We start from the raw sequence: 15,397 nt of genomic DNA, 5'->3' as shown, positions 1-15,397 counted from the left end.
AAATGGGAGTCAGAGGGTTACGTTGTGCGCATTCCGGGGGGCAGGGTTGCTGGAAGAAGGTGAACGAATGAGTGATGCTTTCGCGCTTGAGCCGAGATGGAACCCGAAAATTTTTCCACCGGCTGCCGGTGCGCCACGTGTTGTTCAGACGGTGCGGATGCTGACGAATCCGCAGGGATATGGACTTTCGTTGCGCCGACGCCTCGGCCCGGTTTTCTCGCTGCGCATGTTCCCCTACCGCGCCGCGCTGGTGTGCGCGACCGACCCGGTGAGCAGCAAGGCCGTTTTGACTGATCAGGACCGTTTCGTCGGCGGTGATGCGGCCTCGTTCCTCGCTCCGGCCGTCGGCGCGGGCTCGCTGATCTGCACCCCGCCGCCCCGGCACCTGCGCAACCGCAAGCTGCTGCTGCCGCCCTTTCACGGCAAGCGCATAGCCCGGTGGTCGGAACGAATTGAGACTTCGGTCGAGACCGAATTGCCAGAACTGCTCGGTGAGGGTGGCGGCCCCGTGCGCCCGTGGGCGCAGAGGTTGACCATCGAGGTCATCCTGCGCGTTGTCTTCGGCGTGAGCGACCCGGTGCGGCTCGCGGTGTTCACCGCCACTTTGAACGAGTTCGTCGGAATGGGGAATCTCACCGTTCTGTCTCTGCCGAAACCTCTCCAGCGCGACCTCGGCCGGTACTCGCCGGGCGGGCGCTTCGTCCGGCTCCGGGCCGCGGTGCACGCGCTGCTGCTGGCCGAGATCAGCGCCCGCCGCGCCGACCCCGGAGCGGAGGACGTGCTGTCCCTGCTGCTGGAGGCACGGGACGAGCACGGCGTCGGGCTGACCGACGAGGAGGTCAGGGACGAGCTCGCCGGGCTGGTGATGGCCGGGTACGAGACCACCGCGACCACGATCGCCTGGGTGATCCACTTCCTCGCGCACAACCCGGTCGCGCGCGATGCCCTGATCGACGATCTGGACGCGGGCTCGGACACCCTGCTCAAGGCGACCATCACCGAGGCGCTGCGGTTGCGGCCCGCGGTCTACAGCTCCATCCGCACCGCCGCTCGGGACACCGAGCTGGGCGGGCGGCCGGTGCCCAAGGACGCCTTCGTCGCCTCGTTGTTCTCCGTCACCCATCTCGACCCCGAGCTCTGGCCCGATCCGGGGTCCTTCCACCCGCAACGCCACCTGGACACGACCGCCCAGCCCTACTCGCTCACCCCGTTCGGCGGCGGCGTGCGGCGCTGCATCGGCACCGCCATGGCCCAACTGGAGATCGAGACCGTGCTCAGGAAGGTCCTCCGGGTCGCCGTGCCGGAACCGGTGGGACCGCTGGAAGGAGCGCGGTTGATGTCCGTGACCATCGTGCCCGCGAAGGGCGGCCGCGTTCGCATGCGCAGGCGCGCCCCTGTCCGCCCTCGTGCCCACCAAGGAGAACTGTGAACGACAGCCCGCTCGATCCGACCGCCTCCGCACTCGCGGAAGCCCTGTTCGGTCCGGATCGGGACACCGTCCACCTGCCGTGGCGGCGGATCATCACCACGGAGGTGTTCCGTCGAGCGGAGGGCCTCGACCCGGACCAGCGCGTCGCGCGCTCCTACGAGCGGTTGCGGGCGTTGCAGGAGTCCGTCGGACACGGCGCCGAGCTGGCAGCGGACCCGCGCCAGCTGGCGAGCATGCACGAGTGGACCGCCGTGGTCGACCCGGCGACCTCCACCATCGCCGGTATCCACTACAACCTCTTCCTCGGCAGCCTGCTCGACCACGACACGAACCCGAAGCGCGAACTCGCCGACTTCACCAGCCTGCGGCGGACCGGCACCTTCCTGTGCACCGAAGTCGCGCACGGCAACGACGTGATCGCGCTGGAGACCACGGCCGAGTACGACCGCACCACCGCGGAATTCGTCCTGCACACGCCGTCGCCAGGCGCGCGGAAGTTCATGCCCAACACCAGCCTCATCGGCGGCCCCAAGAGCGCGGTGGTCGCGGCCCGGCTGATCATCGACGACCAGGACCACGGCGTCTTCCTGTTCCTGGTGCCGTTGTCGGACGAGCGCGGATTCCTGCCGGGGGTGCACGTCCAGCCGCTGCCCGAGCGCGTCGGCAGCCCGATCGACCACTGCCTGACCTCCTTCGGGCACGTGCGCCTGCCGAGGGAGGCGCTGCTGGAGAGCGAGCACGGCCGCATCGACGACGACGGTTCCTTCGACAGCGACCACGGCAGCCTCCGCAAGCGGGTGCTGCGCAGCATCTCCCGCGTCACCGTCGGAAAGCTGTGCCTCACCGCCAGCGCGCTCGGCGGCACCAGGGCCGGGCTGGTGATCGCGGTCCGCTACGCCACCCTGCGGACCATCGCCGGGTCGAAGACCGGCAGCAGGGTGCCGCTCGCGGACATCCGCAGCCACCACGCCCCGCTCCTCAAGGGCGTCGCCACCGCGTACGCGATGACCTTCCTGCACCGGTGGGTCGAGACCCGCTGGGCCGAGCGCGACCCGGCGTCGGTGGCCGAGGCCGAACGCCTCGCGGCGATCTCCAAGGGCTGGATCACCTGGCAGTCGCGCGCCATCCTCGACCAGTGCCGTGAGCGCTGTGGTGCGCAGGGGCTGTTCCTGGCCAACCGGCTCGGCGAGCTCGCCAACGACCTGGAGGGTGCCATCACCGCAGAGGGTGACAACCTCGTCATCTGGGTCAAGGCCAGTGCCGAGATGATGTTCGAGTTCGACCGCACGACGGTGGCGGCCCAGCACGAGCGCTCCGGCGCCGGTGAGTGGACCGACCCGGAGTTCCTGCGCGACCTGGTCGCCGCGGTCAGCCGGATCTGGCACGCCCGCGCGCACACCGCGCTGCGGCGGGAACGGCGCGGTGACTCGTTGCGGCGGTGGAACGGAGCGGTCGGCCCGGCCACCGAGGCGACGGAGGCCTACGCCAGGCTGCTGGCCACCGACGCGTTCCTCGCCGCCGCCGACGAGGTGGGAGACCCGACCGCCAGGACCCTGCTGCGCCTGCTCTGCACGCTCTTCGCACTGGACTACCTGGGGGCGCACACCGGCGCACTGCTGGTGGAGGGCCACATCACCGCCGAGCTCGTCGGCAGCCTGCACGAGACGGTCAACTCCCTGCTCGAGGACCTCGCGCCGCGGATGACCACGCTGATCGAGGGCTTCGACGTGCCCGCGCAGGTGCTGGAGGACATCCCGATCACCAGCAGCGCACCCCTGGAGCTGGTCGCCGGATAGCTCGCCACGGAGGAACGGGAACGGCCCCCGGAGCTGGTGCTCCGAGGGCCGTTCCGGTCGTGCTGGGTGATCAGAGGCCGAGGTCGGCCTCGAAGGAACCGTCCTCGAGACGCTGCTTGATCGTGGTGAGGAAGCGCGCGGCGTCCGCACCGTCGACCAGGCGGTGGTCGTAGGACAGGGCCAGGTAGACCATGGAGCGGATGGCGATGGTGTCGCCGCCCGACTCGTCGGTCACCACGACCGCGCGCTTGACGACCGCGCCGGTGCCCAGGATGCCCACCTGCGGCGGCATGAAGATCGGCGTGTCGAACAACGCGCCGCGGCTGCCGGTGTTGGTGAGGGTGAAGGTGCCACCGCTGAGCTCGTCCGGGCCGATCTTGTTGGTCCGGGTGCGCTCGGCGACGTCGGCGATCTTGCGGGCCAGACCCGCGATGTTCAGATCACCGGCGTTGTGGATCACCGGGACCATCAGGCCCTTCTCGGTGTCCACGGCGATGACGAGGTTCTCCTCCGCGTGGTAGGTGACCTCCTTCGCCTCTTCGTTGATCTCGGCGTTGAGCACCGGGTGCTGCTTCAGCGCCTCGACGGCCGCCTTGGCGAAGAACGGCAGGAAGGACAGCTTGACGCCCTCGCGGGCCTCGAACTGGGCCTTCGCCCGCTGGCGCAGCCGCGCGATCTTGGTGACGTCCACCTCGACCACGGTGGTCAGCTGCGCGGTCGCCTGCAGCGACTCCCGCATCCGGCGCGCGATGACCTGGCGCGGGCGGGACAGCTTCTCCGTCTTGCCGCGCAGGGCCTGCGCCTGCGCCGACGGCTGGGCAGCCGCCGGAGCGGACTTCGGGGCCGCCGCGGCGGGCGCGGGGGCCGGAGCCGCCTTCGCCGCCTTGGCCTCCTCGACCGCCGCGAGCACGTCCTGCTTGCGGATGCGGCCGCCGACCCCGGTGCCCTTCAGGGCGTTGAGGTCGATCTGGTGCTCCGCGGCCAGCTTGCGCACCAGCGGCGTGACGTACGGCGAACCGCCGCCGTCACCGTTGGTGCTGGCCTGCTCCTGCTGCGCGGGCGCGGCGGCAGGCGCGGGGGCCTGGGCCGGAGCCGCCGGAGCGGGCTTGGGCTCGTCGGCCTTGGGGGCCGGTTCCGGGGCGGCCGGTGCCGGGGTGGGCGCCGGGGCCTCGGCCTTGGCCGCAGGCTTGGCGTCCGCGCTGCCGATCACCGCGAGCTTCGCGCCCACGTCGACGGTCTCGTCCTCGCCGACGACGATCTCCAGCAGGGTCCCCGCGGCGGGCGAGGGGATCTCGGTGTCGACCTTGTCGGTGGAGACCTCCAGCAGCGGCTCGTCGGCCGCGACGGTGTCGCCGACCTGCTTGAGCCACCGGGTGACGGTGCCCTCGGTGACGCTCTCACCGAGCGCGGGCATGGTCACGTCGGTGCCCTCGGCCGAACCGCCCGACTGGGCGGCGGGGGCCGGGGCGGACTCCTGCTGAGCGGGAGCGGGCTCCGGCTCAGGCTGGGACTCGGGCTCCGGGGCGGAGGCCGCCTGCGGCTCCGGGGCGGACTCGGCGGACCCGCCGTCGCCGTCCCCGATCACCGCGAGCTCGGCGCCCACGTCGACGGTCTCGTCCTCGGCGACGACGATGCGCTGGAGCACACCCGCCGCTGGCGAGGGGATCTCGGTGTCGACCTTGTCGGTGGACACTTCGAGCAACGGCTCGTCCACCTCAACCCGGTCGCCCTCCTGCTTCAACCACCGGGTGACGGTGCCTTCGGTGACACTTTCCCCCAGGGCAGGCATCTGGACTGAGAAGGCCATCTCTCGCTGACTCCTCGCGCTTTCGTGGCTCGTGTGGCTGACTTCGCTTCGTGCCGACGTCAGCCGTGCACGTGCAGCGGCTTGCCGGCCAGGGCGAGGAACGCCTCGCCAAGGGCTTCGTTCTGGGTCGGGTGGGCGTGGATGAGCGGGGCGACGTCCTCGGGGAACGCCTCCCAGCTGTAGATCAGCTGAGCCTCACCGATGAGCTCGCCCACGCGCTCGCCGACCAGGGTGATACCGACGACGGGACCCTCGGGGGCCTTGACCAGCTTGACGCCGCCCGCGGTCTTGAGGATCTGGCTCTTGCCGTTGCCCGCCAGGTTGTAGAGGTAGGTCTCCACCCCGGCGCCGTACTTCTCCTTGGCCTGGGCCTCGGAGAGGCCGACCGAGGCGACCTCGGGCTTGCAGTAGGTCACCCGCGGGATGCCCGCCTCGTCGATGACCCGGGGGTTCTGGCCCGCGATGTCCTCGGCGATGAAGATGCCCTGCTGGAAACCGCGGTGCGCCAGCTGCAGGCCGGGCACCAGGTCGCCGACGGCGTAGACGCCCGGCAGGTTGGTGCGCAGGCGCTCGTCGGTGAGGACGAAGCCGCGCTCCATCTGCACGCCCGCCTCCTCGTAGCCGTGGCCCGCGCTGTTGGGGCCGCGGCCGACCGCGACCAGCAGCACGTCGGCTTCGAGGGACTCGCCGGACTCCAGGCTGACCTGGACCCCGGTGTCGGTCTGGGTGGCGCCGCTGAAGCGCACGCCGGTCTTGAAGGTGATGCCGCGCTTGCGGAAGGCGCGCTCCAGCTGCTTGGAGGCCCACTCGTCCTCGGACGGGACCAGGCGGGGCAGCGCCTCGATGATGGTGACCTCGGCGCCGAAGGAGCGCCAGACGCTGGCGAACTCCACGCCGATCACGCCGCCGCCGAGCACGACCGCCTTCTGCGGCACGTAGTCGAGGTTGAGCGCCTGGTCACTGGTGATGATCCGGCCGCCGATCTCCAGGCCGGGCAGGCTCTTCGCGTAGGAGCCGGTCGCGAGCACCACGTTCTTGCCGGTGTAGCGCTGGCCGTTCACCTCGACGGTGTTCGGGCCGACGAAGGTGCCCGCGCCCTCGACGAGGGTGACCTTGTTGGCCTTGGCCAGGCCCTGCAGTCCCTTGTACAGGCCGCCGACGATGCCGTCCTTGTACGAGTTGACCCCGGCCATGTCGATGCCCGCGAGCGAGCTCTTCACGCCGAACTGGTCACCCTCGCGGGCGTTGTCGGCCACCTCGGCCGCGTGCAGAAGGGCCTTCGTCGGGATGCAGCCTCGGTGCAGGCAGGTCCCCCCGAGCTTGTCCTTCTCCACCAGGACGACGGACAGGCCGAGCTCGGCCGCGCGGAACGCGCAGGCGTACCCGCCCGAGCCGCCGCCGAGGATCACGAGGTCGGCGGAGGTGTCGGTCACAGCATCTCCTCTGAGGAGGCAACGGTTTCAGTCACGGTGTTCAAGGTCTGTGCGCCCGTGCGCGCGCGTTTGCGGCGCGTGGGCAAGCGCCATCTTGTCACCTGTTCGGCTCTGTTGGCGACGCGGCCCGTCAGCGAGTCCCCTCGCCGTCCTCCGGATGACAACCGATGGATCGCAACGGCGGCCCCACACGCCTGCTGGCAAGATCTGACGACCAGGTGAAGGAGGGGTCGCGATGGGTCTTTTCGACCGGTTCCGGAAGCGGCAGAAGCCGGGGACGCTGCGGGGATCGTCCAACGACGACACCGGGCACCTCGTCGCGTGGGCCAAGCAGCGCCGCGGCGTCGAGGCCTACGTCGAGCCCAAGACCACGGTGACGGAAACCACTGTGGTGCTCATCGCCCATGACGGCGAGTGGACCCGCAGGCGCGTCGACGGCCCCGAGGGCGCGCGCAAGCTCGGCAAGAAGCTCGGCATCCCCGTCTACGACGTGGCGCTCGTCGGCTACCCCAAGCGGATGCGCGACTACACCGAACGGCAGCGCGCCCTGCGCAAGCGCGCCCAGCGCGACGACCTCACCTGACCCCCCGCACTCCGGCTCCGGCCGCTTCGGCCTGGCACTCCGGCGTGGCGGCCCGGCCCGCGTCGCTGTCCGGCCCACGCCGTGCTCCGCCCGCCTCGCGAGTGCCTCGTTTGGTCCGTTGAACCCCCTGAATGACTCATTCATGTGGTTCACCGTGCTGAATGAGTCATTCAGGTACTTCAACGCACTGAACGGGTCATTCGGGTCCTTGAGACGCACTGAACGACCCATTTGGTGCGCGCCGAGGACCTGAAGGGGTCATTCAGGGAGTTGAGCGCACCAAACGGGGCTTTCGCGGCAAGCGGGGAGCGCGTTTACAGGGGTGAGCGCGGTGGCGGAGTGCGTCAACGGGGCATTGGGTGGGTGCGGAGAGCGCACCAAACGAGGCGTTCATGGCGGGCGTCGAGCGCACTGAACGGGCGGTTCGGGGCGCTCCGAGGACCTGAACGGGTCGTTGGGGGAGTTGAGGTACCCGAAGGGGTCGTTCGGGGAGTTGGGCGCACCAAACGAGGCGTTGGCGGGGGCGGCGAATGCACTGAACGGGCCGTTGAGGGGGTTGAACGCACTGGACGAGGCGTTCGCGAGGGAGTTGAGCGGACCGAACGAGGCGTTCGCGGGACGCCGAAAGCACTGAACGGGTCGTTCGGGAGGCAAGCACCCGAATGACCCGTTCAGCACGTTGAGAAGCCTGAATGACTCGTTCGCCAAGACGAACGCACTCAATGACTCGTTCAGCACGTTCAACCACATGAACGAGTCATTGAGGTGGTGGGGTGATCAGCCGTTCTCGGCGATGTCGGCGAGGACGGCGGCGAGGGTGCGGACGGGGGTGCCGGTGCCGCCCTTGGTGGTGTAGCCCCACGCGCCGCCGGTGTTGAAGGCGGGGCCGGCGACGTCGACGTGCGCCCACTGGACGCCCTCGGCGACGAACTCGCGCAGGAAGATGCCTGCGGAGAGCATGCCGCCCCAGCGGTGGCCGGTGATGTTGGCGAGGTCGGCGACGTTGGAGTTGAGGTCGGCGCGCAGCTCCTCGGGCAGCGGCATGGCCCACGCGTGCTCGCCGACGTTGCGGCCCAGCGACGCGACGCGGTCGCGGAACTCGTCGGTGCCCATGACGCCTGCGGTGCGCTTGCCGAGCGCGACGACCTGGGCGCCGGTCAGGGTGGCGGTGTCGACGAGGTAGTCGGGGCCGTCCTGGCAGGCGCGGACCATGGCGTCGGCGAGGATGAGGCGGCCCTCGGCGTCGGTGTTCTGCACCTCGCAGGTCTTGCCGCCGAGGAAGGTGAGCACGTCACCGGGGCGGTAGGACTCGCCGCCGGGCATGTTCTCGGCCATCGGCACGGTCGCGATGACCTCCAGCGGGTACTTCAGCTTCGCGGCGAGGACCACGGTCGCGACGACGGCGGCGGCGCCGGCCATGTCGCTGGTCATGTGGTGCATCTCGGCGGCGGGCTTGATGGAGATGCCGCCGGTGTCGAAGGTGATGCCCTTGCCGACGAGAGCGACCTTCTTGCGCGCCTTCGGGCCCTTGTAGCTGAGCCGGACCAGGCGCGGCTTGCGGGAGGAACCGCCGCCGACGCCGAGGATGCCGCCGTAGCCGCCCTTGCGCAGCGCCTTCTCGTCGAGCACCTCGACGGTCAGGCCTGCGGCCTCGCCGAGCTTCTTCGCGCGCTCGGCGAAGGACTCGGGGAACAGGTCGTTGGGCGGGGTGTTGACGAAGTCGCGCGCGGTGATCACGGCCTCGGCGATCGCGGTCGCGGCCTTGAGCTTCGCCTTGGCGCCCTTGTCCTTCGAACCGGCGGCCGCGGTGAACTCGACCTTGGCGGCCTTGTCCTCGGACTTCTCGGACTTGTACTCGGTGAAGGTGTAGCCGCCGAGAACGTGGCCCTCGACCGCGGCGGTCAGGTCCAGCGAACCGAGGGTGTTGAGCACGCGAGCGGTGCCGTTGAGCGAGCGCGCGACGGCGCCGGCGGCCCGGCGGACCTGCTCGGCGGTGACCGCGCCCTCGTCGTTGGCGGCGCCGAGGCCGACGGCGACGACGAGGGAGGCGGAGAGCTTGCCGAGCGAGGGCAGCTTCACGACCTCCTCGGCCTTGCCGGTGGCGCCCAGGGTCTCCAGCAGCTCGACGAGCTTGCCGTCGAACGCGGCGTCCACCGCGGCCGCGCCGTCGGCGAGCGCCAGGCCGTCCGGCCCCTGCACGGTGCCGATGACGACGGTGTCGGTCGCGGCGGTGGTGGGGTCACTGTCGGTCAGCGCTAGCTTGGGGACGGTCACGCTTGCTCCTCGTCGTGGCCCGGCGCCGGTGCCGAGCCTGGTCGGTGCTTCGAGTCGATCACTGGAAGGGCCGTGTTCGCTACCGGATGGTAAACGCGAACAATGCCCGCGCGGCTGTCAGGTGGCTGCGCGTGACCGTGATGCGGGGCATACGGTTGTGCGCGTGTTAGAGCCGCGCCAACACGCCAACACCAAGACGCGGTTGCCCGGCGTCGTCGTGCTCGGGCTGGGCGCCATGATCGGCCTCGGCCCCTTCCTGCTCCTCGCCCCCGCGGCGGCCGGTGCGGGCATGTGGCTGCTGGCAGGACTGCCGATCGCCGCTCTCGCCGCGCTCTGCGCGATGTACTCCACGTCTGAGCGCTCCTCGATCCGCGAGCACATGGGCCGCTGGCCCGGGCGTGTCGCGGGCACCGGTCGGTTCGTCGCGCTGGGCTGCCTCGCGGTCGTGCTCGCGGCGACCTTCGGCCAGTACGTCGCGCCCGAGCAGCCGCGCGTCGCCGCGTTCGCGGTGCTCGCCGTGGCAGTCATCGGAAACGCGAGCGGAGTGCTGCGGTGGCGCACCGGGTTGGCGTGGCTGATCGGCGGAGTCGTGCTGGTTGTGCTCGTCCTCGTGATCGCCGCCTGCCTGGCCGTCCCGCCCCCACCCGCACCGTCAGCGCTGCCTTCGTCGAGTGATCCGCGCAGCCTGATGACGGCGGCTGCGATCCTGTTCTTGGGCTTCGCCGGGTTCGAGCGGGTCACCGCGCCCGCGAAGGACGAGCCGCAGCACGGCTGGCGCACCACGCGCCGCTCCATCCCGGTGATCGTCGCGAGCGCCACGGTGCTCTACGGGGCGCTCGCGATCGCCCTGCTGCACCAGCTCGGCCCGGCCCGGCTCGCGCTCTCCCCGACGCCTCTCCGAGATGCGGTGATCGCCGCTGACGGGGCGGTGATGGTGCCCTTCGTCGAGTTCGGCGCCGGGGTGGGGCTGGCGTCCTGCCTGGTGCTCGTGCTCGCGGCGATGCGCCGGATGGTGGTGGAGGCGGCGATCGAGCGTGAGGTCGCGACGTCGCTGGCCACGATCGCCCGCGCGGGCCGGACCTGGCCGGTCGACCTGGTCGTCGGCGGGTTCGTCGCGCTCGCCCTGCCGCTGCTGGGAACCACGACGGACGCCGTCCACCTCGCGGCGTGCTGCGTGCTGGTGCACTACGCCTTCGCGAACGCGGCGACCCGCGTGGAGCTGGTCGAGCAGGAGCGGACCTGGCCGATGCGCACGGCGTGCTTCGGGTTGGGGATCTCGGTGATGCTCGCGATGAGCCTGCCGCCGATGACCTTGCTCACCACGCTCGGCGTGCTCGCTGCGGGTTCGTGCGCGGGGGCTTTGATTTCCCACCGTTGGCGGTAGTTTCTCGCGTTGTGACGGAGACGCTGCGCACCAGCCCCCTTGCCGCTGCCCACGCCGAGCTCGGCGCCACGTTCGCCCCGTTCGGCGGGTGGGAGATGCCGATCCAGTACACCGGCGGCGGAGTCGTCGCGGAGCACACCGCGGTCCGCGAGGCGGTCGGCGTCTTCGACGTCTCGCACCTGGGCAAGGCCCTCGTCGCGGGCCCGGGCGCGGCCGAGTTCGTCAACTCCTGCCTGACCAACGACCTGCGCAAGATCGGCGCGGGCCAGGCGCAGTACACGCTGTGCTGCGTGGAGTCCGGCGGCGTGGTCGACGACCTGATCGCCTACCTGGTCAGCGATGACGAGGTCTTCCTGGTGCCCAACGCGTCCAACACGGCCGAGGTCTGCCGGATGCTCGCCGCCGCCGCGCCCGAGGGCATCACCGTGACCGAGCAGCACGCGGACTACGGCGTGCTGGCGGTCCAGGGCCCGAAGGCCTCTGAGCTGCTGGAAGCGCTCGGCCTGCCGACGAAGCTGGACTACATGGCCTTCGCCGACGCGGAGTGGGAGGGCCGCACGGTCCGGGTCTGCCGCACCGGCTACACCGGCGAGCACGGCTTCGAGCTGCTGCCGAAGTGGGACGACGCGCCCGCGCTGTGGTCGGCGCTGCTCACCGCCGCGCAGCCGCTGGGCGGCCGCGCCTGCGGCCTCGGCGCGCGCGACACGCTGCGCACCGAGATGGGCTACCCGCTGCACGGCCAGGACCTGTCGCTGGAGATCAGCCCGGTCCAGGCGGGCTCCGGCTGGGCGGTCGGCTGGAAGAAGGACTCCTTCTGGGGCCACGAGGCCCTGCGCGCGGAGAAGGCCAACGGCCCGGCCCGCAAGCTCTTCGGCCTGCGCGCGCTGGAGCGCGGTGTGCCCCGCTCGCACATGAACGTGCTGAACGCGGCGGGAGAGAAGGTCGGCGAGTCCACCTCCGGCACCTTCTCGCCGACGCTGAAGATCGGTGTCGCGCTGGCGCTGCTGGACACCTCGGCCGGGGTGAAGATCGGCGACGAGGTCACCCTCGACGTGCGCGGTCGCTCGCTGCGCTGCGAGGTCGTGAAGCCGCCGTTCGTGCAGACCAACGTCAAGTAGTGGCGGGACGGCTCTGGGCGCCGGGCGAGGAGGTCCTCTACGCGTTCCGGCGCATCGACGGCAGCCTCGGCTCGGTGGCCCCGGCCCGCGTGCTCTCCGACGACGGGGACCAGCTGGTCTGCTGGGTCCCTGACGGCACGCCCGTGCGCGCCACCAGGACCCCGAGCGGTGTGCACGCGCGCGACGTGCCGCTGGATCAGCGGTTCCGGCTCGGCCGGGTGCCCGTGCGCTCGGCCTGGATCGGCTCGTCCACCGTGCGGGTGGTCTTCGAGCACGAGTGGTCCAGCGTCTGGTGGTTCTTCCTGCCCGACGGCACGTTCCTGAACTGGTACGTCAACCTGGAGATCCCGCTGGGGCGCACGGACACCTCGGTCTGCCGGGTGGACGGCGTGCTGGACGTCGAGGTTCTACCGGACCGCAGCTGGTCGTGGAAGGACGAGGACGAGGCGGTCGAGGCGCTGGCCGCAGGGAAGATCACCCAGGAGCAGCTTGACCGGCTGCGCGCGGAGGGCGAACGGATGATCGGTCTGGCCGAATCCGGACTTTTCCCTTTCGATGGGAGCTGGTGCGAGTTCCGGCCGGAGCCCGGCTGGCCGCTGCCGACGCTGCCCGACGAGGTGATGGAGGAACGCTGACGTGCTCTCCGCCGAGGACTTCCGAGACGTGGCACTGAACCTGCTGGAGGCCGAGGAGGTGGAGACCTGGGGGCACCCGACGTTCCGCGTCCGCGACAAGATGTTCGCCGCGATGGACGGCGACGGGCACCGCGCCACCGTCAAGACGACGCCGGAGGAGCAGCAGGCGCTCGTCACCTCGGCGCCCGAGGTCTACGCGGCCGCTGACTACGTCGGGCGCTACGGCTGGGTGAGCGTCGATCTCCGCCTGGCCGATCCGAAGGAAATCGGTGAACTGGTCCGCGAGGCGTGGCGGCGCACCGCTCCACAACGCCTGGTGAGCATGCACGACGCGGCCGAATCCAGGTCTGCGAAATAGTCGGGCGTCCGATGTTCGGGATCACGATGTTCGGATGCGGTCGCGAAGGTTTATCGTGCTGCCATGACGACAGCGCCCTTCTCCCGGACCTCCAACCCGAACCCCCTTTCGGCGGAGCGTCGGGCGCAGGTACTCGCCAAGCCCGGCTTCGGGCAGTACTTCACCGACCACATGGTCACCGTCGACTGGGACCGCGAGCGCGGCTGGCACGACGCGGCCGTTGTGCCCTACGGCAGCTTCCCGCTCGACCCGGCCGCGATGGTGCTGCACTACGGCCAGGCGATCTTCGAGGGGCTGAAGGCCTACCGGCAGCCGGACGGCTCCATCGCCTCGTTCCGGCCCGACGCCAACGCGGAGCGCTTCCGCGCGTCGGCCCGCAGGCTGGCCATGCCGGAGCTGCCGGACGAGCTGTTCCTGGGGTCGCTGCGCGAGCTGGTCGACATCGACCGCGACTGGGTGCCCGCCGCCGGTGGTGAGGAGTCGCTGTACCTGCGGCCCTTCATGATCTCCACGGAGGCCGGGCTCGGCGTGCGCCCGGCGTCGCAGTACCGCTACCTGCTGATCGCCTCGCCCGCTGGCGCGTACTTCGCCGGTGGCATCAAGCCGGTCAGCGTCTGGCTGAGCACCGAGTACGTCCGCGCGGCCCCCGGCGGCACCGGCGCGGCGAAGTTCGCCGGCAACTACGCGGCCTCGCTGCTGGCCCAGGCCCAGGCCGCCGAGCAGGGCTGCGACCAGGTCGTGTGGCTCGACGCGGTGGAGCGGCGCTGGGTGGAGGAGATGGGCGGGATGAACCTCTGCTTCGTCTTCGGCTCCGGCTCCGACGCGCGCGTGGTCACCCCCGAGCTGACCGGCACGCTGCTGCCCGGCATCACCAGGGCCTCGCTGCTGGCGCTGGCCGCCGACCTCGGCCTGTCCGTCGAGGAGCGCCGCATCTCCACCGACGAGTGGGAGAAGGGCGTGGCCTCCGGTGAGATCACCGAGGTCTTCGCCTGCGGCACCGCCGCGGTGATCACCCCGGTCGGCCGGGTCAAGCACGCGGGCGGCGAGTTCACCATCGGCGAGGGCGGCTCCGGCGAGCTGACCATGAAGCTGCGCAAGCGGTTGACCGACCTCCAGCGCGGCGCGCTCGAGGACGGCCACCGGTGGATGACCCGCCTGGGCTGATCTGTTTGCGGGACAGGGGCTCCGCCGAGGTGTCGGCGGAGCCCCTGTTTTTGGTTACGCCTGCTGTCCGGTGGCGGCCACGACGATCTCGCGGACGCACACCCGCTGCGGCTGGTCGTAGGCGAAGCGGATGGCGGCGGCGACGTCCTCGGCGGTCAGAACGTCGTTGGCCTCCTTCCACGCCTGGTAGTCGGCCTTGATGCCCTCGTCACTGGTGTGCGAGAGCAGTTCGGTCTCCACCGCGCCGGGCGCGATCGTGGTGACGCGCACGCCCTTGGCGGCGACCTCTTCGCGCAGGTTCTCCGACATCGCGTGCACCGCGAACTTCGTGCCGCAGTAGACCGTGTGGTTCGGGAACCCCTTGCGGCCCGCGACCGAGCTGACGTTGATCACCGTGCCCCTGCCGCGCTCGACCATGCCCGCGAGCACCGCGTGCACGCCGTTGAGCAGGCCGTGCACGTTGACGTCGAACATCGTCCGCCACTCGTCGGTCGGCTGGTCGCCGAAGCGGCCGAGCAGCATGACGCCCGCGTTGTTCACGATGGCGTCGACGGGTCCGTGCTGGTCCTCGGCCTCGGTGACCGCGTCGGCGACGGCTCGGGCGTCGGTCACGTCCACGGCGCGGCAGAGGGTGTTGGGCAGCTTGAGGTCTTCAAGGCGGTCCAGGCGGCGGGCCAGCAGGAGCAGGGGGTGGCCCAGCTCCGAGAAGGCCCGCGCCGTCGCTGCGCCGATCCCGGAGCTTGCCCCGGTGATCACGATGAGCGGCTTGGTCATTGATCACTCATAACCGATGGCGCCGGTGCTTCAAAAATCCAGTTTCACCGACAGGACAACGAGAACCACCGTCGTCGCGACCTCGCAGCAGGCTCCGAGAACGTCACCGTTCACGCCGCCGAAGCGCCTGGTCGTGTGCTTCAGCAGGCCGAGCACAGCGCCCGTCGCGCCGAGCACCGCGAGCGGTCCCAACCACGGGTGCGCGAGTGTTGAGGCTGCCGCGAGGGCCGCCGTCCAGGCGATCGGGACACTTATGTGTTGCGTGCCCGCGACGAGCGCTCCGAGACCCTTCTCCTGCGCGGGCGGCACTCCGCGACGGCAACCCCAGCCGAAGGCCACGCGTCCCGCCACGGCGGCGATCACGATTGCGGCCCAACGGTTCTGGCCGACGAGGGCGCTGATCGCGGCGGCCTGCGCGCCCAGGTTCACGATCAGCGCGACCACCGCGAACGGTCCGGCGGCCGGGTCGTGCATGACCTTGAGCGCTTTCTCCGGCGGCCCGTAGCACCCCAAGCCGTCCGCGACATCGCCCAGCCCGTCCACGTGCATGCCTCGCGTGGCCAGTGCCAGCAGTCCGACGACGAGCACTCCGACCAGCAGCGGCGCCAAGCCGATCGCCGCTCCGCCCCACGCCGCCGCTGC

Annotated in this window: 13 protein-coding genes; 8 read left to right on the top strand and 5 right to left on the bottom strand. The window is 70.7% G+C overall.

All coding sequences use genetic code 11. From position 1 onward, the window contains the following. Positions 1–190: 190 nt before the first annotated feature. Both CCN37_RS24910 and CCN37_RS24905 read left to right on the top strand, forming a co-directional pair. Positions 191–1,429, top strand: a complete 1,239-nt coding sequence (locus CCN37_RS24910) for a cytochrome P450 (RefSeq protein ID WP_210408185.1) — start codon at positions 191–193, stop codon at positions 1,427–1,429. Next, positions 1,426–3,225, top strand: a complete 1,800-nt coding sequence (locus CCN37_RS24905; protein WP_086825254.1) for an acyl-CoA dehydrogenase — start codon at positions 1,426–1,428, stop codon at positions 3,223–3,225. Before CCN37_RS24910 ends, CCN37_RS24905 begins: the two co-directional genes overlap by 4 nt. A gap of 70 nt (positions 3,226–3,295) precedes the next feature. On the opposite strand, the gene sucB is transcribed toward CCN37_RS24905, so the two are convergent. Both sucB and lpdA read right to left on the bottom strand, forming a co-directional pair. Further along, on the bottom strand, positions 3,296–5,032 hold the full coding sequence (gene sucB, locus CCN37_RS24900; protein WP_086825252.1) for a 2-oxoglutarate dehydrogenase, E2 component, dihydrolipoamide succinyltransferase: 1,737 nt from the start codon (positions 5,030–5,032) through the stop codon (positions 3,296–3,298). Positions 5,033–5,091: 59 nt separating this feature from the next. Further along, positions 5,092–6,465 carry a dihydrolipoyl dehydrogenase gene (lpdA, locus tag CCN37_RS24895; protein WP_086825250.1) on the bottom strand — a complete coding sequence of 458 codons (1,374 nt, stop codon included), beginning with the start codon at positions 6,463–6,465 and terminating at the stop codon, positions 5,092–5,094. A 235-nt stretch (positions 6,466–6,700) separates the two neighbouring features. Between lpdA and CCN37_RS24890 the strand changes: the two genes are divergently transcribed. Beyond that, positions 6,701–7,048, top strand: a complete 348-nt coding sequence (locus CCN37_RS24890) for an oxidoreductase (protein ID WP_086825248.1) — start codon at positions 6,701–6,703, stop codon at positions 7,046–7,048. 777 nt (positions 7,049–7,825) lie between these two features. On the opposite strand, the gene CCN37_RS24885 is transcribed toward CCN37_RS24890, so the two are convergent. Beyond that, positions 7,826–9,322 carry a leucyl aminopeptidase gene (locus tag CCN37_RS24885; RefSeq protein WP_086825246.1) on the bottom strand — a complete coding sequence of 499 codons (1,497 nt, stop codon included), beginning with the start codon at positions 9,320–9,322 and terminating at the stop codon, positions 7,826–7,828. Between the two features lie 163 nt (positions 9,323–9,485). Here CCN37_RS24885 and CCN37_RS24880 point away from each other — a divergent pair, with 163 nt between their 5' ends. The 5 genes from CCN37_RS24880 to CCN37_RS24860 all read left to right on the top strand — a co-directional run bounded on the left by CCN37_RS24880 (position 9,486) and on the right by CCN37_RS24860 (position 13,981). Then, positions 9,486–10,706 (top strand): APC family permease, encoded by a 1,221-nt coding sequence (locus CCN37_RS24880; RefSeq protein ID WP_143261789.1) that lies wholly within the window; start codon positions 9,486–9,488, stop codon positions 10,704–10,706. An 11-nt stretch (positions 10,707–10,717) separates the two neighbouring features. Next, positions 10,718–11,824 (top strand): glycine cleavage system aminomethyltransferase GcvT, encoded by a 1,107-nt coding sequence (gcvT, locus tag CCN37_RS24875; protein ID WP_086825243.1) that lies wholly within the window; start codon positions 10,718–10,720, stop codon positions 11,822–11,824. Continuing rightward, a complete protein-coding gene (locus CCN37_RS24870) occupies positions 11,824–12,459 on the top strand; it encodes a DUF402 domain-containing protein (RefSeq protein WP_086825241.1) in 636 nt (211 codons plus the stop codon). The genes gcvT and CCN37_RS24870 overlap by 1 nt, the downstream gene beginning before the upstream one ends. A 1-nt stretch (position 12,460) precedes the next feature. Beyond that, positions 12,461–12,817 carry an MmcQ/YjbR family DNA-binding protein gene (locus tag CCN37_RS24865; protein WP_086825239.1) on the top strand — a complete coding sequence of 119 codons (357 nt, stop codon included), beginning with the start codon at positions 12,461–12,463 and terminating at the stop codon, positions 12,815–12,817. 63 nt (positions 12,818–12,880) lie between these two features. After that, a complete protein-coding gene (locus tag CCN37_RS24860; protein ID WP_086825237.1) occupies positions 12,881–13,981 on the top strand; it encodes a branched-chain amino acid aminotransferase in 1,101 nt (366 codons plus the stop codon). A gap of 54 nt (positions 13,982–14,035) precedes the next feature. Here the strand turns inward: CCN37_RS24860 and CCN37_RS24855 are convergent, their stop codons facing one another. Together CCN37_RS24855 and CCN37_RS24850 are read right to left on the bottom strand one after the other, a co-directional pair. Further along, positions 14,036–14,755: an SDR family oxidoreductase gene (locus CCN37_RS24855; protein WP_086825235.1), complete on the bottom strand. Its 720-nt coding sequence runs from the start codon at positions 14,753–14,755 to the stop codon at positions 14,036–14,038. Between the two features lie 30 nt (positions 14,756–14,785). Then, positions 14,786–15,397 (bottom strand): adenosylcobinamide-GDP ribazoletransferase (locus tag CCN37_RS24850; RefSeq protein ID WP_143261788.1); only part of this gene is annotated, 612 nt, incomplete at its 5' end.

It is taken from the genome of Allokutzneria sp. NRRL B-24872 (assembly GCF_002155965.1).
GTDB lineage: Bacteria > Actinomycetota > Actinomycetes > Mycobacteriales > Pseudonocardiaceae > Allokutzneria.
Note: the sequence above shows the minus strand (reverse complement) of the source record. Positions and strands in the feature narration are given on the sequence as shown.